The sequence below is a fragment of the Acinetobacter sp. UBA6526 genome, assembly GCF_002434875.1.
Lineage (GTDB): Bacteria > Pseudomonadota > Gammaproteobacteria > Pseudomonadales > Moraxellaceae > Acinetobacter > Acinetobacter venetianus.
On sequence record NZ_DJLC01000101.1, the window covers coordinates 43,030 to 63,372 of the forward strand.

Below are 20,343 nucleotides of genomic sequence, written 5' to 3' on the forward strand. Positions count from 1 at the left end.
TCATGATGGGCGTGTTTAAATTAAGCTAATTATAAAGCATCTTTATACGTCTCAGTTAAGCTTACTAAAATGACAAAATGAATTTGATTAAGAAAAATTAGAAATAAAAAAAGCCTCAATTGAATTGAGGCTTTAAGTACCATATTGCTTAGTAGCTTTCTGGCACAGCACTTAAAAATTCACGACGGGCATCTTTATCAGTCTTAAAATCACCAACAAAAGAAACGGTACGAGTCGTAGATTCTTGTTTACCTACGCCACGCATCATCATGCACATATGCGCTGAGTCGATGACGACTGCAACGCCACGTGCTTTCGTTACATCAGCAACAGCTTCGGCAATTTGCTGGGTTAGATTTTCTTGAATCTGCAAGCGGCGAGCAAACATTTCTGTAATACGGGCAAATTTAGATAGGCCTAAAACTTGACCTTCTGGTAAATAAGCAATGTGTACACGACCATAAAAAGGGAGTAGGTGATGTTCACAAAGTGAATAAAATTCAATATTTTTAACCAATACCATTTCATGGTTATCGGATGGGAAAACCGCACTATTTGTAACTTCTTCAAGCGTTTTACTATAACCAGAAGTTAAAAAAGAAAAAGCTTTAGCCGCACGCATAGGTGTATCTTTGAGGCCTGGGCGATTCAAATCTTCACCAACGGCAGTTAAGATGTTTGCGTACGATTGCTGCATAGACATAACAATGTTCACTTAGGTGGGTTGAACAAAACGGGAATTGTATCAGAAAACGATTCAAAAACTTACTTTTGAGTCAAATGCCGATTATTGTTTGTACTTTGGATTCTTTTCTGCTCGTTTTAATAGGACTAAAACAGCACCAGTGCCGCCTTGATTTTCAGGCGCACTGACAAAAGCAAGAACATCGCGATGTTGTCTGAGCCAGCCATTTACATAGGTTTTTAAAATTGCTTCTGGGCCTTTACCATGAACAATTTTAATGACGTTTTGATTTTCATCTTTGGCCATTTGAATGATTTGTAAAACTGCAGCGCGCGCTTGTTCAACTGTACAACCATGCAAATCGACTGCTTCGAACCAACGAATTTTACCAGCTTTCAAATCTTCAAATACTTTGTGTTGTAGGGTCGCAATGCGATAGCTCAATGCTGCTTGACTGGCAACAGGATTTAAAATGGCTTGCGTATCTGAAATTTCAGTAAGTTCTTGCTCAGCACCACCTTCTGCCGCAGCACGCTTTGCTAAGGTTTGGGCATCGACTTTTTTGCTACGTTTGACTTTGGTATCGGCTATATTTTTATTGTCGATCGGTTTGACCCCAAGAAGGGCTTTTTTAAAAAGTTCTGTATCTTCCAATTCTTCAGCAGCAGCTTTAGTCTTTTCTGATTCGGCTTGCTTCGCAATCGCGCTGGATTGTGGATTAGAGATTTGCTTTTTAAAGGCTTTCAGTAAATTAAACTGATCTTTAGAAAGCGAAGAATCATGTTTACTCATAATGTTAGAAAAATAGGCAAGATACGAGAGAAGTGTAAAATTATAGTCTGAATCCGTGATGATTTGAACTGCCTTGCGTTCATACAATCTTTGCTAGGAGAGCTGAATAATTAGCGATAAATAACAATTCATTATCTAAAAGAAAAATCGTAGTTTATATTGATGGCTTATATAGTCTATATTTTATAAAACGTTCACCACTCAATATAACTTCACCCTCTAATTCAAATCCTAATAAATAAATTCCTTTTAAATTTTTTCTTGTTGGTGGGAGTAAAATAGTAACGGATTCGAAGCCCATTTCATTAAATGCTCTTTTTATAATTTCATTAAAAATTTGTTTTCCTAATCCCCAGTATTGAGGGTGTAATACTAGAGCTAAGTCGGCATCTCCATCTTCATATTGTAAGCCACCCCAACCTGCAAACTTATCATTGACTAAAAAGGCCCAAGGACCATAACCATGTTCTTGCCATTGTTTTTCTTTTCCCTTTACCCAAGCTATGCATTGTTGTTCATCAAACTGGGTGCCATCAGCTAAAGGCATTTGTTTGAGTACTCGATCATTTGTATTTAATGCGATAATGTCCGCAATCTTAATATGGCTTAGACGGCAAAATTGAATATTCAATATTTATTCCTAAAATATAAATGGGACTCATTATAAGTTGTCATTTATTGCTATACATCATTATTTTTCCAAGAAAATAAATTAGGCATAAAAAAGCCCAATGATAAAGAATTGGGCTTTTCATCTATTCTAAATTTAAACCTATTTTGGCTGACCAAACAATTCACCAAATGCCACATCAGGCCTAGGCTGTTTCATAAAGCTCTCGCCAACAAGGAACGTATGAATATCATTGGCTTGCATCATTGCAACATCGTCAGGTGTGGCAATACCACTTTCAGTGACTAACAAGCGAGATGCAGGGAGTAATTTCTTCAAACGAATGGATGTCTCTAAATCAACATCAAAGGTTTTAAGATTACGGTTGTTTACGCCTAAAATACATTGTTCAGAAAGTTTTAAAGCACGTTCTAATTCATATTCATCATGTACTTCAACCAATACATCTAATTGATGTTCAAATGCGGTTTTAGACATTTCTTCTAATTGTTGATCGGACAAGCAAGCCACGATTAATAAAATACAATCTGCTTGTAATGCACGTGCTTCGACAACATTGTAAGGATCAACTAAGAAATCTTTACGCAAAGCAGGTAAGGCACAATGTTGACGTGCAATCGCAATATTCTCATCTGCACCTTGGAAGAAATCTACATCTGTTAGGACAGAAAGACACGCTGCACCAGCTAGTTCGTACTGTTGAGCAATTTCAGCAGGATTAAAGTTTGCACGAATCACGCCTTTAGATGGAGAGGCTTTTTTAATCTCAGCAATCACAGCAGGGCGTTTATGTTGTAATGCATTGGCGAAACCACGAACAGGAGTCGCTGCTTTTGCCCATTCTTCAACATCATGCAGATTACGTTGTTTTAAACGTGCTGCAAGTTCCTCATGTTTACGGTCAACAATTTTACCTAAAATGGTATTTTGAATATTGATCATCAGAAGTCCTTAGTCTGCTTGATATTGTTTCAATGTTTTGGTGAATTCAGCCAAGATACTCATTTTTTCAGTGGCTTGACCGCCATAAAGAATATCTTGAGCAAGTTCAACAGCTTGTTTGTAGGTACTAGTAATGCCTGCAACATAAATGCCTGCACCTGCGTTCAGTGCAATCATATTGGCAGCTTTTTCGCCAATCTCTGATTTATCTCGACCGAGTGCATCTTTAATCAGTTTTAAGCTTTCTTCAGAACTATTGACTGTTAGGCCTGATAGAGTTTGAGATTGAATACCAACATCATCTGGACTTAGTGTCCATTCCGTAATTTCGCCATTCTTTAGTTCTGCGACAGCCGTCGGCGCAGCAAGACTAATTTCATCCAAACCATCTTTAGAATGCACAACCAGTACATGTTCTGCACCAAGTTGTTTTAGTACTTCTGCAATTGGGCGGCAAAGTTCATCTGAGAACACACCAATAACAAAACGGTTGACACCAGCAGGGTTGGTGAGTGGGCCGAGCAAATTGAAAATACTACGAATACCTAATTCACGACGTGGGGCAACTGCATATTTCATTGCCTTGTGGTGATTTGGTGCAAATAGAAAACCCACGCCGATTTCACGGATGCAACGTTCAGTTTGATACATATCGAGATCAAGTTGTATTCCCATTTGCTCAAGTACATCAGAAGAGCCAGATTTGCTTGAAACACCACGATTACCGTGTTTAGCAATTGTTGCACCAGCAGCGGCGATCACAAAACTTGAGGCGGTTGAAACATTAAATAAATTTTGTCCATCACCACCCGTTCCGACGATATCGACGAGGTGTGGAATGTCGCTAACATCAATCTTAATTGCAAATTCACGCATGATACGCGCAGCAGCAGTAATTTCATCAATGCTTTCACCTTTCATACGCAGACCCATCATCAGCGCACCGATTTGAGCATCTGTCGCTTCACCTTGCATAATACTGCGCATTACATCTTCCATTTGCGGTTGGGTAAGATGAATGTTTTTAGTAATGTGATTGAGAGCCTGTTGGATATTCATAGTCATGAGTTACAGCATTATGATTGATTAAAAAATTTCAGAATTAAATAGATTGATCGCAATTGGTTCGGTATGACTTGAGTGTGATACATGATCTAAAAGCTAGCCAGTTATGTTATCAGAAAATAATGTAGATTTTATACGCTTTAAATAAAAACTATCTTGTGCTTCAAAATTAGACATATTGCTATATTTTTCAACTATTATAATCAGTGAATAAATAATTTCATCAATACATAATTCTGTCTTTATGGAAACAAGAATATGCAGATCAGCCAGCTTTTTAATTATCCAGTGAAGTCCTGTAAAGGAAATAAACTTTCGACAATGGATATTGATGGTTTTGGTCCTAATTGGGATCGACGTTGGATGATTGTTGATCCTGATGGGCGGTTTATCACCCAAAGGCAAGTCGCAGAAATGGGACAAATTGGTGTTACGGTTTCATCTGATCGCGTATGTTTTGATTATCAGTCAGAGAAGATCGAGCTCAGTATGATCGAAGCGCAAGGTCAGAAGGATGAGCGCTTAGTGACAGTTTGGCAAGATAAACTTTCGGGGAATCGTATCCATCATCCTGTTAATGCTTGGTTGAGCCAGAAACTTGGACGAGAGGCACAGTTGATTTATATGCCGCAAGAGACTGTCCGCCAAGTAGATTTAGAGTACGCACAGTTAGGTGATCGCGTAGGATTTGCGGATGGCTTTCCATTCTTGATTATTAGTGAAGCATCTGTTGAGTTTCTAGCTGAGAAAGTAGGTTATCCGCTAGATGTACAGCGTTTTAGACCCAATATTGTGGTGTCGGGGTGTGATGCATTTGCTGAGGATCAATGGAGACAGATACAAATTGGAGATATTGTCTTTGATCTTGTTAAACAGTGTTCTCGATGTGTGATTCCAACAATTGATTTGAAAACGAGTCAAAAGCAACCAGAAATCATGCAAGCAATGCTCAAATATAGAAAACAGGGTACTAAAGTCATGATGGGGCAGAATGCATTACATCGTGGAGAAGGGCATATTACAATTGGGCAGGAAGTAAAAATTATTCGTTGAGTTTAATTCTTAGTTTTTATGAAAAGCCAATTCATTTCAATGAATTGGCTTTTATATATGGAAATTAGTTTGATTAAGCTATCTCATGGTCTGGATTTCTAACACCTAATAATTGACTTGTTGCTGTTCCTGCCGTCATTGAACCATTGACGTTAAGTGCAGTTCGTCCCATGTCAATTAAAGGTTCAATTGAAATGAGTAATGCCACTAAAGTGACAGGAAGTTCCATAGCCGGCAGTACGATGAGGGCTGCAAAGGTTGCACCGCCGCCAACACCGGCAACACCAATAGAACTGAGCGTTACAATTACAACCAGTTGCGCAATCCAAAGGGGATCTAAAGGATTGATTCCAACCGTAGGTGCGACCATTACGGCAAGCATCGCTGGATATAAACCAGCACAACCATTTTGACCGATCGTTGCACCAAACGAAGCTGAGAAGCTTGCGATTCCTTCAGGTACGCCAAGCTGTTTGGTTTGTGTTTCGATGTTTAATGGAATACTTGCTGCACTGGAACGACTGGTAAAAGCAAAAGTTAAAACAGGAAATACTTTCTTGAAAAAGTCGATCGGATTAACACGAACAAATAATAAAATCACTCCATGAACGATAAACATGATTGCAAGGCCTAAATAGGATGCTGCAACGAATTCACCTAATTTCACAATATCAGCTAGGTTTGCGCTTGCGACCATTTTCGTCATTAATGCCAGTACACCATAAGGCGTAAACTGCATCACTAAACGAACTAAACTGATAATGAGTGCTTGTAATGCCTCAATTCCTTGTCTGATTTTTTCACCATTAACAGCATCTTTTGCCATAAGCTGTAATGCTGCAACGCCTAAGAAAGCAGAGAAAATAACGACGCTAATAATCGCTGTTGGGCGAATGCCTGTTAGATCCGCAAAAGGATTTTGTGGAAAAAGTGACAGCAATAATTGTGGAATATTGAGATCAGAAACTTGACCGATATATTGGCTTTCAATTGTGGCGAGGCGAGCGGCTTCTTTGGTTCCTTGAACAAGACCTTCAGCAGTTAAGCCGAATAGATTGGTCACGCTAATCCCGACTATGGCAGCAATTGCAGTGGTGAATAGCAAGATTCCAATGGTGAGTACACTTATTTTACCAAGAGAAGTTGTTTGATGTAACTTTACAACAGCACTTAAAATCGAAATAAAAATAAGCGGCATGATCACCATTTGTAGGAGCTGAACATAGCCATTTCCGACAATATTAAACCATGCAATAGATTGTTCGATGATGGGGCTATCACCGTAAATGGTTTTTAATGCAAGCCCAAAAACGATACCGACAACCATACCAATCAAAACTTTCTTTGAGAGGCTCCAGTCTTGGCGATAACTAAAAAATAATCCTGCTAAAAGCAAAATAAAAACGAGAATATTCAATAATACGAGAGCATTCACAATAAATGTCCTGATAGATGGCTCAGGGAGGAGGGAGAGTTATTTAAGTTATAAATTCTAGCATTTAAGCAGTTTTTGGCTTAATCATTCCTACTCATAAGCTTAATCATAAAAACTAAAAAGAAGCTTCGTGTAAGTGTTTTACATTACTTTAATTAGTTGAAAGATCTTTTAGTTGTTGAAATTGAATCATTATTTAAAATTTATGTGGATTATATATTTTTCTATCCACCTAATCATTTGGAGAAATAGATTTGAAAAGCAACTTTTAGATGCTCAAAATAATAACAGCCCATCGTTTAGAGGGCTGTATATTTTAAATCTAAACTGACTTATGCATAAATTTCTAAGAAATTTTTAAAGATTTGATGCCCATGTTCACTGAGAATTGATTCAGGGTGGAACTGAACACCTTCCACAGGAAGAGTTTTATGTTTTACACCCATAATTTCTTCAATTGTTCCATCTGCTTGATTGGTCCAACAGGTGACTTCTAGACAATCAGGAAGAGTCTCTTGTTCAATTACAAGTGAATGATAGCGTGTTGCAGAAAAAGGTGACGGTAAATTACTGAAAATACCTTTATCGCTATGGTACATATCTGATAATCGACCATGCATCACAGTTTTGGCGCGAATAATATTGCCACCAAAAGCTTGCCCAATAGACTGATGCCCTAAACATACACCGAGTAGAGGAATCTTACCTGCGAAATGGTTAATTGCAGGAATTGAGATGCCAGCTTCAGTTGGAGAACAAGGGCCAGGTCCAATCACAAGGTATTTGGGCTGCCATCGTTCGATGTCCTCTAATGTAACTTGATCATTACGAACAACTTTTACTTCTTGATTTAACTCGCCAAAATATTGAACGATGTTGTAAGTAAATGAGTCATAATTGTCAATCATTAGAAGCATTTTAGATTCAACCTATTGATTATATTGAATGTATGATTGAGTGTATTGTGGTGTTACTCACATTGTTACTCACTTTAATAAAAGTGGCTGTTATATATAAATTAAAGCCGCTTTGATTAAGCGGCTAATGTATCAGATTTTGATTCCCTTGTGACTACCTCATTCACATATGAATTTAGGTAGTAACTAAATCGACCATCCTTGATGGGTGGAGTAATTTCACCTTGATGAATCCGGTCATAAAACTTTGTTTTCTTCCAATTCAGTCTACGACAAAATTCCTCAATACATACTCGCTCTTCATTGACTCTAGCGAGCTGCTGTTTCATCTGTTTTACTTCTAATAAAATCTCCTGAAGAAGTTCTTGTTCGCTCGTTTGCATCTTCACCCCTCCGTATCCGCTTTTGGTTCTTTTAAAGCAATCTTAGTATCTGCAATAACATCAGCTTCTTGAATCAAAGATAAATAAGCAATTTCACCCATTCGTTCTTTTACAAGTTTTTTAAACTCAATATGAATCATTCTTTCTCTATTATCTGCTAACTCCATGTTTCGCAATTTAACTAAAGACTTGTCTTTGCTTCTTGCAGATTTTAATGATTCAAGCTGTTGAGTTAGATTATTTACTTGCATTTTTAATGCGCTATTTGATGAGTTTTCTTTAGAAAGTGCTTTCTTACGATAATCTTCAAATTGCTCCATAAAAAGATTTTGCTCAGGTGTAGCTTTTGACTTAATCGTGGTTCTTATTGCTAACATAAAAGAAAATAATTTACTTGCATGCTGACCTACAAATTGTCTAGCTCCATCAGGAACATCGCCAAAAGCTCTTAATTGATCAATAGCTAGGGCATATTTGTTTTGCAGCTGCTCAATAGATAGATCGTTTAAATCTTCACGTTTAAACTTTTTACTGTTTTTATTTGGCTCAATCCAGCTAACAGTATTTGCTTTATTATCGAACCGGTTCACAGCATTCGCTTTTTTTAAAGCTTCATCATCACTTAATAGTTTTGAGTTCATTTCCCACCCCTTACTGCATTCACAACATCATCAGACCGACCGAACACACTTTCAAAAGCCTTATCAAATCCACCGCTTGCAATGAATTGGTCAATGCAGTTTTCAGGCTTTTGATGCTTTTCGATATAAATTGAAAGAATGTGATAATAAAGGTCAGCGTTTGAATCACTCACTTCCAAAATAATTCCAGTACCATTATTTACACGCTGTCTTAATGTTGCTTCCAGTTTTTGCACAAAGTCACTATGCAAGTGATGTGACTCACTCGCAATGATGTATAAAGACCCGGTCTGACCTGCATTCAAAACCAAATTAAAAGGCTTGTCCTTGTACAACTCACCGATAATGAAGTTAGCCACAGCAATGTTCGTTTGTTGGATTTCAGTCATTGGCTTGCTCCTGTGCTTCCATGCGCTCAATAATCGCTTGATTCACAAACTCACTGTATAGGCTGTAAGGTAGGTAGGCTTCACCCTCGTAGCACTGGCGCACAGCTTTAATCATGCGCTCACTTGGTACCATTGGCACAACTACAAATCCCTCAGGAACCGCTTGGGCTTTGGCTGCTTGCTCAAACCCATAAAACGCACCATTTACCCATGCTGCCAACCCAACAGGCATACCGTTATTCTTCTCAACATAACAACCTAAGTGCTCGTCAAAGTTAAGATACTCAAGCTTCTCCTCAACATATTTAAGCTTCTCAAATTCAGCTTTTAATTTTTGAATATCCATCACGCCACCTCAACTTGCTAAAGGGTTTTGTTGTAAAAGATTGAAAATCTTGTCGTAAAAAGAAGGGTGAGTTTCAAACACTTCATTTCCAATACGCACGAAAGTTATATCCACAGCCCTTACTAAAATCGCACCATCAAAAATCATAGCCTTTGTTTTATCACCCTCAAAAACAGAAGCGCTTGCTTGTGGATTTGCATCAAGAAACTCTAAAAACTTTTCACCTACTTCCATCACGCCACCCCTAAATGTCCTTTAAACTCAACAAATAACTTGCTTGCCTGTTTGTTTAATCTACCCAAATGATCTATTGATGCACCACGCGGTAAATTTTTGCTTGTGTACGTTGGTATAAACTCAGTGCAAAAACCTTTAGTCACAATGCGATAGCCGAGGTATCTAATCCAAATCAAGAAAGCCACTGACATCCACGGCTCAATACGTTTATTCTTCACCATGTCTCACCCACCATTGCTGCTAAAAAAATCAAAAACATTAATCCAAGTTTGAGTTCGATCATGCTGCGACCCTCGCTTTGATTCGCTCTTGATAAAGCTTTTCGTAATAAGCTTGAGCATGTGGAATTTTGTCTTTGATCTTCTGAATCATTGATTCATCACGTTCATAGCGAACTGTTGTTAAACGTTCTCTAAGATCAATCTTGTCGACCAAATCAATCAATTGCTCTCGATCATCCCAATCGTTTGTAAGCTCAACAGGGCAAGGGAGTAGCCAAAAATCAACCTCTGCAACTTCACAATCGTAAAGCCACATATAGCCTTGCATTTGCCAGTCATAGCCTGCTTTCTTTGCCTTTTCCTGTGCTTCATCTTGGAAAAATGGATGTGTTCCAATATCCCAACAACATTTTGTGTCGATAATTAGCTTTCGCTCTAAATCAAGAACATCACATTCGCCAGTGATAAAGTTGTTCTTAACTCGACCACTGTGTTTTGTAAGCTTACGAAAGCGAACCTTACCCGATAGATCAATTGCAATTTCTTCAAGTGCATTGCCTTTAGCTGTGTATTGATTGCCCTTGAAAGACTTGAACGTTGTCAAATCTTCTTTAACATTTGTTCTGATCTCAGTCTTAGCTGTATCGCTAAGAACTGAGCCTTTAGTTTTAGATTCGCCAACAAGCTTATGCAGGCTTGAGCAGCGGAATAGTTTCATCACTGAGCCTCCACCGCTATACGTTGAGCATCAGTTAGGCTGTAACCATCCAAGATATAAGCCTTGTCGATTGCGCCAACATTCAACTGCTCCAGTGCTGCATTAAACTCATCGTCATTCAATGTTGGTTTTGGTGCTTCTAGGTCTGCAATTGATTCTTGATGGTCGATGTATTCAAACTCGTCTTTATCCACATCACGAATGACTGCCTGATCTGCCATTTGTGCTTTTTGCATATCAATTGAAAGTGGTGCTTGCTTAGATAAAAGCAGCTTTAACACGGTTTTAAGCGCCATTGCTTCAAACTGGTCCTTCCATACACCAAAGCCTTTTTTAGCTGTTTGGCTGTACTTATTGGCGTGCTTCATTACTTCCTCTTTACTCATGTAAAGTTCAGCAGTGAAGCCATTAATTAGCTTGAAAAACGCCACATATCCAATCGGATCACCACTTGGCTTGACCGACCAATCAAACTCATAACCAAGCAGCGGGTTTTCGCTAATCAATTGGCCGTTATAGACTGGCGTTGCAGCAATGCGGCTGAACTGACCAGAGCGTTGTGCCAACTGAATGTAACCTTTGTAACCGAGTTGAAATTGCGCTTCAATCTTGTTTTCCTTGTTGTTTTTAAAAGGAACAATGTAGGCAAAACCAAGATTGTTATTGATTGGCAGATTCAGCGTTGCAGCCATACATGCAGCGCTAAAAATAGTTTGAGGGTCAGCATTTACCAACATCGAGTTGCTGTTCACGATCTGCAATACAGACGTTGCAAAAGCAGGGGCATTCTTGCCAACAAGTTCTTTTAGCTTTTCCTGAACCATTGGCTTTGAGAAAAAGTCTTTTGCGTTATGTTTTACTGGTGTATTCATCTCTATTCTCCGAGCAAATATCTGCACAATTTCCTTAACAAAGGGATAAATTGCGCAGATTTGTTCTCATTAGGCTGCTTTCTTTAAAAGCTGTTCTGTTTTTTGTGCTTCAATCGCATTAACTTTTTCCATCCAGTAGCGATATTCTTCACGATTTATTTGATCGAATTGGTATGCGTACTCAACAGCACCTTCCAATAGAGCAGGGTGTTTAATTGAGATATGGATAAAGTAGTCTTTAGATGTCATCCCTTAATCCCTCCACGCAAAGCTTCGAATGCCTTACTTGCATCTGATGCATTTCTATAAGCGCCAAGCTGCATATAAAGTTCGTCACCATCAGAATCTTCAAATTCAGTAAAGTCGAAGCCTTGTGAATTACTTGTTGCGATGAAGTAGTAGGTTTCACCCAATTTCGGCTCAAAAGGCGCAGGAATCTCTAGTGAAAGCTTTATGGTGCTTGGTTTGAGGCGGAACTGGTGATTTGGTAAATCAAAATCAGTAATCCAAAAGCCATTTTTCTTGTCTTTTAAATCTGTCCAATCTTGATACCATTTATCAAATTCATCTCTAAACTGGACATTTTCACCCTTAGCCCAAGCCAGTTTTGCATCAGCCCCACTAATCAAGCCTTGTTCTATTTCACTAGATTTCTGTTTTGACTTAACTTTTTCCCACATTGCTTGACGCATCTCATGACGCTGCAACTCATCCCATCCTTGTTCACGGAATATGAATGATTTTCCGTTAGAGTCTTTATAAATCTGATCGTCACCTTCGGTTACCCAGTTCGCATCCCTCACATCATTCCGATGCAAAACAACAAGGTCTCGAAGTTTAGGGAGGGTGAGTTCTTTTCCAACCCACCCATCAAGCATTACATCTTCATCCTTGTCGAAATAGCACAAGCAATTTTTCCCTTGGAAATCCTTTGTAAAAAGAAGACCAAGTCTCCATGAAACAACCTCTTTTCCTGAGCCATTCCACTCATACCCCAACTCAAAAAACAACTCCTGAGCTTCTTTACTTTCCGCTTCGTTGTTCACTTTGATTTTGTGGTTATTCATCTCACACACTCCAAATCGCAGGGCAGATCACTTTGTAAAGCAAGATCAGACATGCAAAAAAACCAATAAAGACAAAGAACATAAACGCCGCAAATTCTTTCCAAGGGTCATTCATGGCTGTGCTCCTTTGGTGGCGCAGGGAGTGGCATCCAGTGAGACGTGTATTGAATATGAAGGTAATCATCATCACTCTCGAAGTACCAATATTCTTCACCCTCATACTCTGATAGCTTTGCCGTGTGCATAGTCTCAAAAGTAAAAGGATTAAAAATTAGAACTAAAACATCCTGTTCAGGAAGTTTCTCTTCAACACTAATCCATTCCATATCTATCTCCACGGAGCGCTTAAACGCGCTCTCTTAGTTCTTGTTCGATAATGTCTTTGATCTCTACAACATCGAGACGATCAACGTATGCTTGGATTTCGCCATCTTCATTGAAGACGCGAATGTCTTTGATTTCTTTTACTTCAACATCACGCCAGTTGTGACCTACACCATTGCCGTCATTGAAGTATTCAGCGTCAAACTCAACTTCAATTGCATATTCTTCGTTTGCAGTTAAAAGAGTTGCTTGCTCAGCTTTGACATTGATTTCGTCAAGCTTGAAAGGTGCCATGACATAGACTGGTTCAGGCTTAGCAGATTGAAACGCATAAGCAGCAGTTAATGCACTTACTACGCCTGCAAAGCCGATTGATTTGACTACATTTTCTTTTATGTTCATACTTCATTTACTCACTGAGTAAGCCCTGCATCCGCCAAGATTGTTCAGGGCTTTTTGTTGTCTATGGAGTAAATTAAACCAAAGGTATAAAATAAATGCAACCATAAATTAAACCAAAGGTGAAAATAATTTTGTAATTAGGTTTAAAGTGGTTTAATTGTGTTTTAAATAGACAAAAGAAAACCCACATAGAGTGGGTATGAGTAGCTAGAAAAATCTAATCATCAGGTTTAATTAACTTTTCGAAACTTTTCTTGTTTTCGTTTCTATCACTACGCTGTTGAATATCAGACTTGTAATCACTTAACTCAGTAATTGCTAAAAATGCTGAATACATCCAGAAGAAGCAGGCTACTAAATAGCTAATAATTACTGATAAAGATAAAGATAGTTTTAAAGGTTTGATTACTTCACTATTTTGTTGAGCGAATACACTATAGGCAGTTATTGATAAAGAAATAAGTGTTGCTAACATGATTGTGTATAAAATGTCTGCACATCTTTGATTGATTATACCTTTTAGCGCATTTCTCTCTTTTACACTAATTCCCTTTAAGTCTTTGCTTTCATTTATTTTTTGATAATTTGAAACAAGGTATGCAATAGGTGAAAGTAGGGTGGGCAAGGCAAGAATTTGAGCCCAGCCATTTAGCTTTGTAACAGCATCACCTAATTGATAATCTAAGATCAAATATGAAATAAGGAAAGTGAAACCAAGCAAAAATATAGATATATGCCAATATCTATATATTATTGCTTTTCTTACACTTAAATTCATATATCACCCACATAAAACTTTTAATTGCTATGATTTGCACTCTTTACCAACCATTTATGCATATCATTTTTCAATACGGCCTCATCTATAGCGCCACTATCTGTAAATTGAACTGTGATTTGTCCTGCTACAACTAATTCACCACCTCTGATTGTAGACTTATCACTTAGCTTAATGTAATAGTCTTCAGGATCTAAATGTCGTAGTGATGTAGCCACTTGATCAATTAATTGTTGACCATTCTTAGTGGTTGTATTCTTAAATTTCAGAGTCATCTCAAGACTTAAGTTTGCCTTTTCCAAAGAATCTGAGAATTGCTTTCCTGTTAGGTTTAAACCAAAAAACCTTTTGATTAGGGATGCATCATCTTGGTCCAAAACATGTTTTACACTAGCCACATTTGCATTTGTTGTAAGTGTTGTAGTTCCAGCGTCACTAGAAAAATTTACTGGTAAAACGGGCTTTGTATTGATCGGACTACCTACACTGATTTCTTTAGCCGGACTTTGTGTTATGCGCTCCCTCATTTCATCGGTAATTGAATCATTAAGAATAATTGGTGTGTTTTCAGGAAGGATATTACAACAAGACGTACCCAGAAACCAATTGAGGTACGACTCAAGTTGTCGTGACCTTAATGTGGATGATTGCAGAATTGCAACATGATTTCCAATTACTCCAAAATAAATTATGGAGTCTAGGAATTCTCGTCTTAGTTTCTCGGTCGCCTTTAAATCCTTCCCTTCAACAAGGTCTAAATTTACAGGTTTAATTGGATAGCTTTCAGACTCATCATCAAGATGCAAATAACTTTGTATTTTACCAGCTTCAATACTTACAAGTTGGGAGAAAAACATTCCATTGTAATTCTCATAACTGTTGATAAAGCGCATATCACCAGAATCATTTATGGATTCTTGTCTAGATGATGCTTTTTTTCTATTAGAAGATTCTGACAATGCTTCTTTAAGCATATCGCCTAGTGTTTTTTGAATACCCACTATTGATGCATTCTTGTAGTATAAAGTTTTGTAGCGCTTCTTTTGTGACACTTTAATCTCCTCCCGAACCGTTGTAATGACTGTGTCGGGTTCACAGTTTTTACTAGCCTGCACGCCAAAACTGACGACCCATCACTTTAAAATTTAAGCCATTTTGTTCGCTTACTTCTCTGTCTCGATATTTGGGATTAAGGCTATGTAAAATAAGTTTTCCACCTTCTTCCTTAAAAATCTGCTTAATCATGCCTTCACCCTCAAAGTAAACTGCATAAATCTCACCATCAATGATCTCTGTCTGAGAAATATCAATACCAACCAAGTCTCCATCGTCAATTTTATCTGCCATGCTATCGCCTTTAGCCTTAATGATGCGCATACAGTCTGGATGGACATATTTTTTCTGGAAAAATGAGGGTGGAAAAGGAAACTTCCCATTAATAACATCAAAATGAAACTCTATTGATTCTCCAGTACCACATGAAAAATTAGCTTCCACAACATCAATCCAAATAAATCCATTCTCTGTTTCATAATCAACAACGGTGGGTTTATGAATATCACTCACATCAAAAGAGGAATCATCATTACTCTTTAATCCATGTTTATCCATAAAATCTTGCATATTAAAGTTTGACAATTTCTCTGGTTTCTTACCATTTAAAAGCCACCCAGCATCAACTTCTAATAATTCAGCAAGTTTATCTAGTGTCTCCTTACTAATTTGACCCTTTTTCCATTTAGATGGTGCTTGAGGGGATAAGCCAATTAACGTAGAGGCTTTTGACCAAGATAACTTCTTTGCCTTCAGTGCTTGCTGAATGCGCTCAACCATTGTGCTCATAACTATCATTGTGTGAAACCTTTGGTTAAATTTTCTAGTAAAAATGACAAAAATGAAAGCAACCTAAGGTTGAAATAAAGTTTAACCCGTGGTTTAATCTATTCATCTATTTGGTATAAATAAGGTTTAAATATGAATCCTATTCAACAAGCCATCGATGCTGTTGGTGGGAGAACCTCAGCAGCGGCATTGCTTGGGATTTCCTACGTGGCTGTGCGGAAAATGGCGGAGAAGGGTGTTTTACCAAGAACTGACTATACAGGTGAAACAAATTACGCACAGATTTTTGCAGAGAATAGTCAAGGAAAATTATCAAAAGAGTGGTTGCTTGATAAGGCAAATCCAAAACATTTAGCAGCTTAAGGACAAATGTATGAGTCTCGAAAAAAAATCTACGCATGTGCGTTTGTCTCCTGAAAACCATGAACGAGCAAAAGTTCTCGCTGAAATCAAAGGTAAAGACCTTGCTCAATACCTTGCATATTTACTTGAGAAGGAAATAGCAGGTGAGTGGCATGTACTTAATTTACAAGCAAAATCATTTGAGCGCTTGGGATTAGGAGCTTTGATGCGGGATCTCTCTACAGAAGTAATTTTCGGTGAGGGATTGGATGGGATTAACGGGAATCAAGGGCAATAAAAAACCGCTTTCCAGTTACAGCTGGCAGCGGTCATGTTCAGTGAGGTAAATCAAATGAACCATCAAATATTAGCAGACATTGAACTAAATCGAAAGATTAGTTTGTTTCAGAAAGCGGTTGAGGCTTACACGCTTAATCGGACACTCGAAAATTCAGTTGCTTTGGCAAAGGCTAAAGCTGAACTGGCTAGTTATGCGTGGGGTGTTTGATGAACGTTGGTTTTGACTTAGATAAAATCCTAAAGCAGGCGACACCAGTGGAAGACAAATACACTAGAACGCCAAATTACTTGGTGGACAAAGGCTATGTGTCTGAGATGACTGGTAGTGCTTTGAAATGCTACGTTGTGATCAATCGTTTTACAGATGGTTTTTCACGTACTAACTGGTCAATCACGTCTAATTTTTTACAAGAAAAGACGGGAATCAAGAAACTTAAAACTTTAACGGATGCAGTCCGTCAGTTAGAGCAATTAGGTTTAATTTTGGTTGTTCGCTCTACTGGTGAAACTAATAAATTTTCAATAATTCATCCTGAGTTTGAACTACCTACCAAAATGGATGGTAGTGACGATAATGGTATGGATACCACCCCCGAAAATGGTACGGGGAGTACCCACCAAAATGGAGTGGAGACTACCCCCGAAAATGGCGCTACTAAGAAAGAAACAAATAAGAAAGAAAATATTAAGAAAGATATATGTGAGATTTTCGAGTTTTGGAAAACCACATTCAGCAAAAATGAAAAAACGATTCTATCTGACAAACGAGCTAGAAAAATTCAGTCTCGTCTGGTTGATGGTTACCTTGTTGAAGACATCAAACATGCAATCCTGAATTGCTCTAAGTCTGATTACCATGTTCAAGGTGGTTATACCGATATTGAATTGATTTGCCGTGAGCCTGAAAAACTAGATCGCTTTATCAACATGTTCCCAAAAGAGCAGGATAAAACCAACTCTGATAATTCAGAAACAAAGCGTAATGCACCTGTATTGATTCGCAAAGAATACAAGGGGGCTAAATAATGGATTACTTACATTCGGTTCCAACAGAACAAGGCGTATTGGTTTCTTTGCTGTCTCTGACAGATGGTGTGGATCAGTTTGTTGAGCGCTTAACGAGAGATCACTTCTCTGGAAAACATCAGATCATCTTTGATGCAATCCATGCGATTCATAGCCGTGGTGAGCAAATCGATTTTATTTTGGTGTGGGATGAAATCAACAAGAACCCGTTGAACCTGAATTATATCGACGAGCAATACATGCTGAAGCTCAATGCTGATGCTCCAACTTTGATCTCAACGCTCGAACAACACATTGAAAAACTTGATCGTTTAATGGCTCGTCGTAAGTTCCTTGAAATTTCAAATTTGATGCAGGGGATGGCTAAAGACTTCACAACCAACGTAGACGACATGATCAATAAAACACAAACGATGATTGCAGACATTGGAGACAACAAGCAGTCAAAAGAATTGGCATTCGTGAATGAGTTTGTAGCGCGTCTCTATGTTGATCTTGAAGAGACTCGCATTGCCCGTGAAAACGGCACTTTCGTTGATACAGGTATCAAGACTGGCTTCATTGCTCTGGACAATAAAATTGGCTCTCTACGTCGTGGCAACTTCGTAATCATTGGTGCAAGACCAAGCATGGGTAAGACGACCTTTGCTCAAAACATTATGAGTGATATGGCAATCAATCAGGACATGGTTGTTCAGTTTCATTCATGTGAAATGACGGAGGAAGAAATCAGAGACCGTATTGTTTCTGGTGTTGGTCAGATCAGATTAAGCAATATCAAAGGGAAATGTCTTGAGGATGATGACTGGAATCGCTTGGTTAATGCAAACAAGATGCTTGAGCATTCAAAGTTTGCTATCGACGATACAGCAAATGCTTCTCTCTCTGATATTCGACGCAAAGCAAGATTACTCAAATCAAAGTTTGGCCGAGTTGATGCAATCTTTGTTGATTACCTACAAATCATGAAAAGCCCAGTTGTGACAGATAACCAAGTTAGAGCTATCGGGGAAATATCAAAAGGACTGAAAGCAATCGCAAAAGAATTTGATTGCGTTGTTTTCGCATTATCTCAACTCAGCCGTAACTTAGAGAATCGACCAAACAAACGCCCTGTAAATGCAGATCTACGCGAATCAGGGCAATTAGAGCAAGACGCTGATGTGATTCTGTTTATCTACCGCGATGAGATTTACAACAAGGATTCAAAGGATGCAGGAACGGCAGAAATCATCATTGGTAAGTGTCGTGATGGTGAAGTTGGAACTGTGCGTTTGGGAACTGATTTAGCAAGAGCGACATTTGCAGACCTTGATCCATTCTATTTAGCAAGCTTGCAGGAAGTGGGAGGTGCAGCGTGAGTAATTCAATTAAACCTGTGACTGTTGGCGCGATGGATCACTCACATATAGCAGCGTTTCAAAGATTCATAGCAGTAATCAAAGCTGTAGCAAACCTTCCTGTTGCAACGGTCAAAGAGGTGCGTAATTCAGCAATACCAAACCTAAGCTGTAGGCAGGTGCAAATCTACTTAAAAAACCTAGTGGAAACAGGATATTTACGTGCGGTTGGTAATGGTAGTTCTGAGTATCGCTATTACTTAACTGAGCAGTCTAAGCAGTTGTTCAACGTGACTGGAGAACAATCATGAGATACGAAAAGAAATTGATCTATGGCGTTGGCATCAATGATTGGGATACTCCAGTACGCCAGAACGGGAAGTTGATTAAAGAGTATTACTTATGGCAAGGGATGTTGCAGCGTTGCTATTCAGATTGGTTTCACAATAGACAACCATCTTATAGAGATGTGACATGTTCTAAAGAATGGCTGTCTTTATCAACATTCACAAAAGATATTCGAGCAAAAAAGAATTTTGATAAATGTTTGTCTGAAGGTTGGCAGTTAGATAAGGACATCTTGTTAAAAGGTTGTAAGCACTATTCTAACGAAACAACCTGTTTTGTTCCTCCTGCTATTAACAATGTGATTTTAAAGAGTGATAGAGCAAGAGGAAATCTTTGTATAGGTGTTAGTGCTGTGAAAGGCAGGTTTCAAGCTCAATTGAGACGTGAGGACAGGAAAAATATCACTGCTTATTTTGACACCGAAGTTAAAGCCTTCCTTTTCTATAAGAAAGAGAAAGAAAAACAAATTAAAAGATTGGCTGATCTATTTAAAGATCAATTAGATAGCAAGGTATATCAAGCCTTAATCAATTACCAAGTCGAAATCACTGATTAGGAGATAACCATGACTATACATGACACAAATAATCAGGAAGGACATGACGGAGAAGGGTGATGAAGAAAAATATTGAAACTGTTGCGACAGCATGTGGATTGTCAGATAAAGCGAGCTGCACAGAAATCAGTGAAGCGGAACTAAAAAAAGCACTGATTGAAGTTGACTACAGCAACATTGTCAAAGCAGCAAAAGAAATTTGGTACGACAACGGAATGATTAATCGATTTGAGTCGGAGTCGGAGAAAGTCGAATTATTGCTTAACTGGTTACAAACACTTGATAGCAATTTACTAGAACCAATCGAATTGGAGTTATCTAAATTAAGTGAAGAAGATCTTGATACTGTGTGCTGTGGTGAGGAAACCGAGCAAGAGCGATTAGCATCTAAATCAGTCAATGAATTTCTTAATCGCATCTCTGATGAAGAGTATGAAATCAAAGTAGGAGACATGGTAGAGATTACGAGCTATCAGCAAACAATCGAATTGTGCGGCAGGGAAAGTCAAAAATTTATAGGCGATTTGATGTATGTAGCTGGTGTAGAAGGTGATGTGCTCAAAGGGTTTGACTACAACTTTGTTGGGAAAAGAGACGTAAAACTGAACTCAAAAAAGGAGCAAAGCCAATGAACGCGATCCAATTCTTAAAAGAGCAAGGTGTTGAGAAGGCGAGGGAAGTTGTTGAGGGT

Annotated in this window: 31 protein-coding genes; 9 read left to right on the top strand and 22 right to left on the bottom strand. The window is 38.4% G+C overall.

All coding sequences use genetic code 11. The annotated features are described in order from the left end of the window. Nucleotides 1-148 precede the first annotated feature (148 nt). The 5 genes from folE to trpD all read right to left on the bottom strand — a co-directional run bounded on the left by folE (nt 149) and on the right by trpD (nt 4,109). Complete coding sequence (gene folE / locus B4237_RS06600; RefSeq protein ID WP_019384954.1) at nt 149-697, bottom strand: GTP cyclohydrolase I FolE; 549 nt, start codon at nt 695-697, stop codon at nt 149-151. A 90-nt stretch (nt 698-787) separates the two neighbouring features. Further along, complete coding sequence (locus tag B4237_RS06605) at nt 788-1,477, bottom strand: Smr/MutS family protein (RefSeq protein ID WP_278595587.1); 690 nt, start codon at nt 1,475-1,477, stop codon at nt 788-790. Nucleotides 1,478-1,631: 154 nt separating this feature from the next. Further along, nucleotides 1,632-2,108 carry a GNAT family N-acetyltransferase gene (locus tag B4237_RS06610; RefSeq protein WP_278595588.1) on the bottom strand — a complete coding sequence of 159 codons (477 nt, stop codon included), beginning with the start codon at nt 2,106-2,108 and terminating at the stop codon, nt 1,632-1,634. Between the two features lie 141 nt (nt 2,109-2,249). Then, entirely contained in the window at nt 2,250-3,050 is an 801-nt protein-coding gene (trpC, locus tag B4237_RS06615) for an indole-3-glycerol phosphate synthase TrpC (RefSeq protein WP_278595589.1), read from the bottom strand. 9 nt (nt 3,051-3,059) lie between these two features. Beyond that, on the bottom strand, nt 3,060-4,109 hold the full coding sequence (gene trpD / locus B4237_RS06620; protein ID WP_278595594.1) for an anthranilate phosphoribosyltransferase: 1,050 nt from the start codon (nt 4,107-4,109) through the stop codon (nt 3,060-3,062). Nucleotides 4,110-4,373: 264 nt separating this feature from the next. On the opposite strand from trpD, the gene B4237_RS06625 reads away from it, so the two are divergent. Beyond that, a complete protein-coding gene (locus B4237_RS06625) occupies nt 4,374-5,168 on the top strand; it encodes an MOSC domain-containing protein (RefSeq protein ID WP_278595590.1) in 795 nt (264 codons plus the stop codon). A 73-nt stretch (nt 5,169-5,241) separates the two neighbouring features. Here the strand turns inward: B4237_RS06625 and B4237_RS06630 are convergent, their stop codons facing one another. The 17 genes from B4237_RS06630 to B4237_RS06710 form a co-directional block, all read right to left on the bottom strand. Further along, nucleotides 5,242-6,603, bottom strand: a complete 1,362-nt coding sequence (locus tag B4237_RS06630) for an L-cystine transporter (protein ID WP_286942260.1) — start codon at nt 6,601-6,603, stop codon at nt 5,242-5,244. Between the two features lie 332 nt (nt 6,604-6,935). Beyond that, nucleotides 6,936-7,520, bottom strand: a complete 585-nt coding sequence (locus B4237_RS06635) for an anthranilate synthase component II (RefSeq protein WP_004880761.1) — start codon at nt 7,518-7,520, stop codon at nt 6,936-6,938. Between the two features lie 116 nt (nt 7,521-7,636). Then, the gene (locus B4237_RS06640) at nt 7,637-7,903 is read right to left on the bottom strand and encodes a hypothetical protein (protein WP_278595592.1); all 267 of its coding nucleotides are present in this window, start codon (nt 7,901-7,903) and stop codon (nt 7,637-7,639) included. Between the two features lie 2 nt (nt 7,904-7,905). Then, nucleotides 7,906-8,544, bottom strand: coding sequence for a hypothetical protein (locus B4237_RS06645; protein ID WP_286942286.1), 639 nt, complete (start codon nt 8,542-8,544; stop codon nt 7,906-7,908). Then, nucleotides 8,541-8,933: a hypothetical protein gene (locus tag B4237_RS06650; protein ID WP_286942287.1), complete on the bottom strand. Its 393-nt coding sequence runs from the start codon at nt 8,931-8,933 to the stop codon at nt 8,541-8,543. Before B4237_RS06650 ends, B4237_RS06645 begins: the two co-directional genes overlap by 4 nt. Then, a complete protein-coding gene (locus B4237_RS06655; protein ID WP_286942290.1) occupies nt 8,926-9,279 on the bottom strand; it encodes a hypothetical protein in 354 nt (117 codons plus the stop codon). Before B4237_RS06655 ends, B4237_RS06650 begins: the two co-directional genes overlap by 8 nt. A 9-nt stretch (nt 9,280-9,288) precedes the next feature. Then, entirely contained in the window at nt 9,289-9,513 is a 225-nt protein-coding gene (locus B4237_RS06660; protein ID WP_286942293.1) for a hypothetical protein, read from the bottom strand. Beyond that, nucleotides 9,513-9,737: a hypothetical protein gene (locus B4237_RS06665; RefSeq protein ID WP_286942296.1), complete on the bottom strand. Its 225-nt coding sequence runs from the start codon at nt 9,735-9,737 to the stop codon at nt 9,513-9,515. Before B4237_RS06665 ends, B4237_RS06660 begins: the two co-directional genes overlap by 1 nt. A 58-nt stretch (nt 9,738-9,795) precedes the next feature. Beyond that, nucleotides 9,796-10,455, bottom strand: coding sequence for a hypothetical protein (locus B4237_RS06670; protein WP_286942298.1), 660 nt, complete (start codon nt 10,453-10,455; stop codon nt 9,796-9,798). Then, complete coding sequence (locus B4237_RS06675) at nt 10,455-11,327, bottom strand: recombinase RecT (protein WP_286942300.1); 873 nt, start codon at nt 11,325-11,327, stop codon at nt 10,455-10,457. Before B4237_RS06675 ends, B4237_RS06670 begins: the two co-directional genes overlap by 1 nt. Nucleotides 11,328-11,396: 69 nt before the next feature. Continuing rightward, nucleotides 11,397-11,576 carry a hypothetical protein gene (locus B4237_RS06680; protein WP_061524796.1) on the bottom strand — a complete coding sequence of 60 codons (180 nt, stop codon included), beginning with the start codon at nt 11,574-11,576 and terminating at the stop codon, nt 11,397-11,399. Beyond that, a complete protein-coding gene (locus tag B4237_RS06685; RefSeq protein WP_286942303.1) occupies nt 11,573-12,394 on the bottom strand; it encodes a hypothetical protein in 822 nt (273 codons plus the stop codon). Before B4237_RS06685 ends, B4237_RS06680 begins: the two co-directional genes overlap by 4 nt. Before the next feature lie 107 nt (nt 12,395-12,501). Then, on the bottom strand, nt 12,502-12,720 hold the full coding sequence (locus B4237_RS06690; protein ID WP_286942305.1) for a DUF551 domain-containing protein: 219 nt from the start codon (nt 12,718-12,720) through the stop codon (nt 12,502-12,504). Between the two features lie 19 nt (nt 12,721-12,739). Next, nucleotides 12,740-13,120: a hypothetical protein gene (locus B4237_RS06695; RefSeq protein WP_286942308.1), complete on the bottom strand. Its 381-nt coding sequence runs from the start codon at nt 13,118-13,120 to the stop codon at nt 12,740-12,742. Between the two features lie 217 nt (nt 13,121-13,337). Continuing rightward, on the bottom strand, nt 13,338-13,898 hold the full coding sequence (locus B4237_RS06700; RefSeq protein ID WP_286942310.1) for a hypothetical protein: 561 nt from the start codon (nt 13,896-13,898) through the stop codon (nt 13,338-13,340). Nucleotides 13,899-13,918: 20 nt separating this feature from the next. Continuing rightward, nucleotides 13,919-14,950 carry a hypothetical protein gene (locus B4237_RS06705; RefSeq protein ID WP_286942312.1) on the bottom strand — a complete coding sequence of 344 codons (1,032 nt, stop codon included), beginning with the start codon at nt 14,948-14,950 and terminating at the stop codon, nt 13,919-13,921. Nucleotides 14,951-15,002: 52 nt separating this feature from the next. Continuing rightward, nucleotides 15,003-15,749 carry an XRE family transcriptional regulator gene (locus tag B4237_RS06710; protein WP_286942314.1) on the bottom strand — a complete coding sequence of 249 codons (747 nt, stop codon included), beginning with the start codon at nt 15,747-15,749 and terminating at the stop codon, nt 15,003-15,005. 123 nt (nt 15,750-15,872) lie between these two features. On the opposite strand from B4237_RS06710, the gene B4237_RS06715 reads away from it, so the two are divergent. The 8 genes from B4237_RS06715 to B4237_RS06750 are packed head-to-tail and all read left to right on the top strand — an operon-like array spanning nt 15,873 to nt 20,284. Then, entirely contained in the window at nt 15,873-16,103 is a 231-nt protein-coding gene (locus tag B4237_RS06715) for a hypothetical protein (RefSeq protein ID WP_286942316.1), read from the top strand. Between the two features lie 10 nt (nt 16,104-16,113). Beyond that, on the top strand, nt 16,114-16,380 hold the full coding sequence (locus tag B4237_RS06720) for a hypothetical protein (RefSeq protein WP_151790070.1): 267 nt from the start codon (nt 16,114-16,116) through the stop codon (nt 16,378-16,380). 54 nt (nt 16,381-16,434) lie between these two features. Continuing rightward, nucleotides 16,435-16,590 carry a hypothetical protein gene (locus B4237_RS06725; protein WP_286942319.1) on the top strand — a complete coding sequence of 52 codons (156 nt, stop codon included), beginning with the start codon at nt 16,435-16,437 and terminating at the stop codon, nt 16,588-16,590. Further along, the gene (locus B4237_RS06730) at nt 16,590-17,408 is read left to right on the top strand and encodes a hypothetical protein (protein ID WP_286942321.1); all 819 of its coding nucleotides are present in this window, start codon (nt 16,590-16,592) and stop codon (nt 17,406-17,408) included. The genes B4237_RS06725 and B4237_RS06730 overlap by 1 nt, the downstream gene beginning before the upstream one ends. After that, nucleotides 17,408-18,769 carry a replicative DNA helicase gene (locus B4237_RS06735; RefSeq protein ID WP_286942323.1) on the top strand — a complete coding sequence of 454 codons (1,362 nt, stop codon included), beginning with the start codon at nt 17,408-17,410 and terminating at the stop codon, nt 18,767-18,769. Before B4237_RS06730 ends, B4237_RS06735 begins: the two co-directional genes overlap by 1 nt. Further along, a complete protein-coding gene (locus B4237_RS06740) occupies nt 18,766-19,059 on the top strand; it encodes a hypothetical protein (protein ID WP_286942325.1) in 294 nt (97 codons plus the stop codon). Before B4237_RS06735 ends, B4237_RS06740 begins: the two co-directional genes overlap by 4 nt. Further along, a complete protein-coding gene (locus B4237_RS06745) occupies nt 19,056-19,652 on the top strand; it encodes a hypothetical protein (protein WP_286942326.1) in 597 nt (198 codons plus the stop codon). The genes B4237_RS06740 and B4237_RS06745 overlap by 4 nt, the downstream gene beginning before the upstream one ends. A 59-nt stretch (nt 19,653-19,711) precedes the next feature. Further along, nucleotides 19,712-20,284 carry a hypothetical protein gene (locus B4237_RS06750; protein ID WP_286942328.1) on the top strand — a complete coding sequence of 191 codons (573 nt, stop codon included), beginning with the start codon at nt 19,712-19,714 and terminating at the stop codon, nt 20,282-20,284. The last annotated feature ends 59 nt before the right edge of the window (nt 20,285-20,343 follow it).

What these genes read in the sequence shown, in the direction of transcription:
- B4237_RS06640 (WP_278595592.1), bottom strand. Translation starts at nt 7,903, where the DNA reads ATGCAAACGAGCGAACAAGAACTTCTTCAGGAGATTTTATTAGAAGTA.
- B4237_RS06625 (WP_278595590.1), top strand. Translation starts at nt 4,374, where the DNA reads ATGCAGATCAGCCAGCTTTTTAATTATCCAGTGAAGTCCTGTAAAGGA.
- trpD (WP_278595594.1), bottom strand. Translation starts at nt 4,109, where the DNA reads ATGAATATCCAACAGGCTCTCAATCACATTACTAAAAACATTCATCTT.
- B4237_RS06690 (WP_286942305.1), bottom strand. Translation starts at nt 12,720, where the DNA reads ATGGAATGGATTAGTGTTGAAGAGAAACTTCCTGAACAGGATGTTTTA.
- B4237_RS06725 (WP_286942319.1), top strand. Translation starts at nt 16,435, where the DNA reads ATGAACCATCAAATATTAGCAGACATTGAACTAAATCGAAAGATTAGT.
- trpC (WP_278595589.1), bottom strand. Translation starts at nt 3,050, where the DNA reads ATGATCAATATTCAAAATACCATTTTAGGTAAAATTGTTGACCGTAAA.
- B4237_RS06635 (WP_004880761.1), bottom strand. Translation starts at nt 7,520, where the DNA reads ATGCTTCTAATGATTGACAATTATGACTCATTTACTTACAACATCGTT.
- B4237_RS06700 (WP_286942310.1), bottom strand. Translation starts at nt 13,898, where the DNA reads ATGAATTTAAGTGTAAGAAAAGCAATAATATATAGATATTGGCATATA.
- B4237_RS06735 (WP_286942323.1), top strand. Translation starts at nt 17,408, where the DNA reads ATGGATTACTTACATTCGGTTCCAACAGAACAAGGCGTATTGGTTTCT.
- B4237_RS06650 (WP_286942287.1), bottom strand. Translation starts at nt 8,933, where the DNA reads ATGACTGAAATCCAACAAACGAACATTGCTGTGGCTAACTTCATTATC.
- B4237_RS06680 (WP_061524796.1), bottom strand. Translation starts at nt 11,576, where the DNA reads ATGACATCTAAAGACTACTTTATCCATATCTCAATTAAACACCCTGCT.
- B4237_RS06715 (WP_286942316.1), top strand. Translation starts at nt 15,873, where the DNA reads ATGAATCCTATTCAACAAGCCATCGATGCTGTTGGTGGGAGAACCTCA.
- B4237_RS06660 (WP_286942293.1), bottom strand. Translation starts at nt 9,513, where the DNA reads ATGGAAGTAGGTGAAAAGTTTTTAGAGTTTCTTGATGCAAATCCACAA.
- B4237_RS06645 (WP_286942286.1), bottom strand. Translation starts at nt 8,544, where the DNA reads ATGAACTCAAAACTATTAAGTGATGATGAAGCTTTAAAAAAAGCGAAT.
- B4237_RS06750 (WP_286942328.1), top strand. Translation starts at nt 19,712, where the DNA reads ATGAAGAAAAATATTGAAACTGTTGCGACAGCATGTGGATTGTCAGAT.
- B4237_RS06605 (WP_278595587.1), bottom strand. Translation starts at nt 1,477, where the DNA reads ATGAGTAAACATGATTCTTCGCTTTCTAAAGATCAGTTTAATTTACTG.
- B4237_RS06710 (WP_286942314.1), bottom strand. Translation starts at nt 15,749, where the DNA reads ATGATAGTTATGAGCACAATGGTTGAGCGCATTCAGCAAGCACTGAAG.
- B4237_RS06730 (WP_286942321.1), top strand. Translation starts at nt 16,590, where the DNA reads ATGAACGTTGGTTTTGACTTAGATAAAATCCTAAAGCAGGCGACACCA.
- B4237_RS06670 (WP_286942298.1), bottom strand. Translation starts at nt 10,455, where the DNA reads ATGAAACTATTCCGCTGCTCAAGCCTGCATAAGCTTGTTGGCGAATCT.
- B4237_RS06675 (WP_286942300.1), bottom strand. Translation starts at nt 11,327, where the DNA reads ATGAATACACCAGTAAAACATAACGCAAAAGACTTTTTCTCAAAGCCA.
- B4237_RS06665 (WP_286942296.1), bottom strand. Translation starts at nt 9,737, where the DNA reads ATGGTGAAGAATAAACGTATTGAGCCGTGGATGTCAGTGGCTTTCTTG.
- B4237_RS06720 (WP_151790070.1), top strand. Translation starts at nt 16,114, where the DNA reads ATGAGTCTCGAAAAAAAATCTACGCATGTGCGTTTGTCTCCTGAAAAC.
- folE (WP_019384954.1), bottom strand. Translation starts at nt 697, where the DNA reads ATGCAGCAATCGTACGCAAACATCTTAACTGCCGTTGGTGAAGATTTG.
- B4237_RS06655 (WP_286942290.1), bottom strand. Translation starts at nt 9,279, where the DNA reads ATGGATATTCAAAAATTAAAAGCTGAATTTGAGAAGCTTAAATATGTT.
- B4237_RS06695 (WP_286942308.1), bottom strand. Translation starts at nt 13,120, where the DNA reads ATGAACATAAAAGAAAATGTAGTCAAATCAATCGGCTTTGCAGGCGTA.
- B4237_RS06685 (WP_286942303.1), bottom strand. Translation starts at nt 12,394, where the DNA reads ATGAATAACCACAAAATCAAAGTGAACAACGAAGCGGAAAGTAAAGAA.
- B4237_RS06745 (WP_286942326.1), top strand. Translation starts at nt 19,056, where the DNA reads ATGAGATACGAAAAGAAATTGATCTATGGCGTTGGCATCAATGATTGG.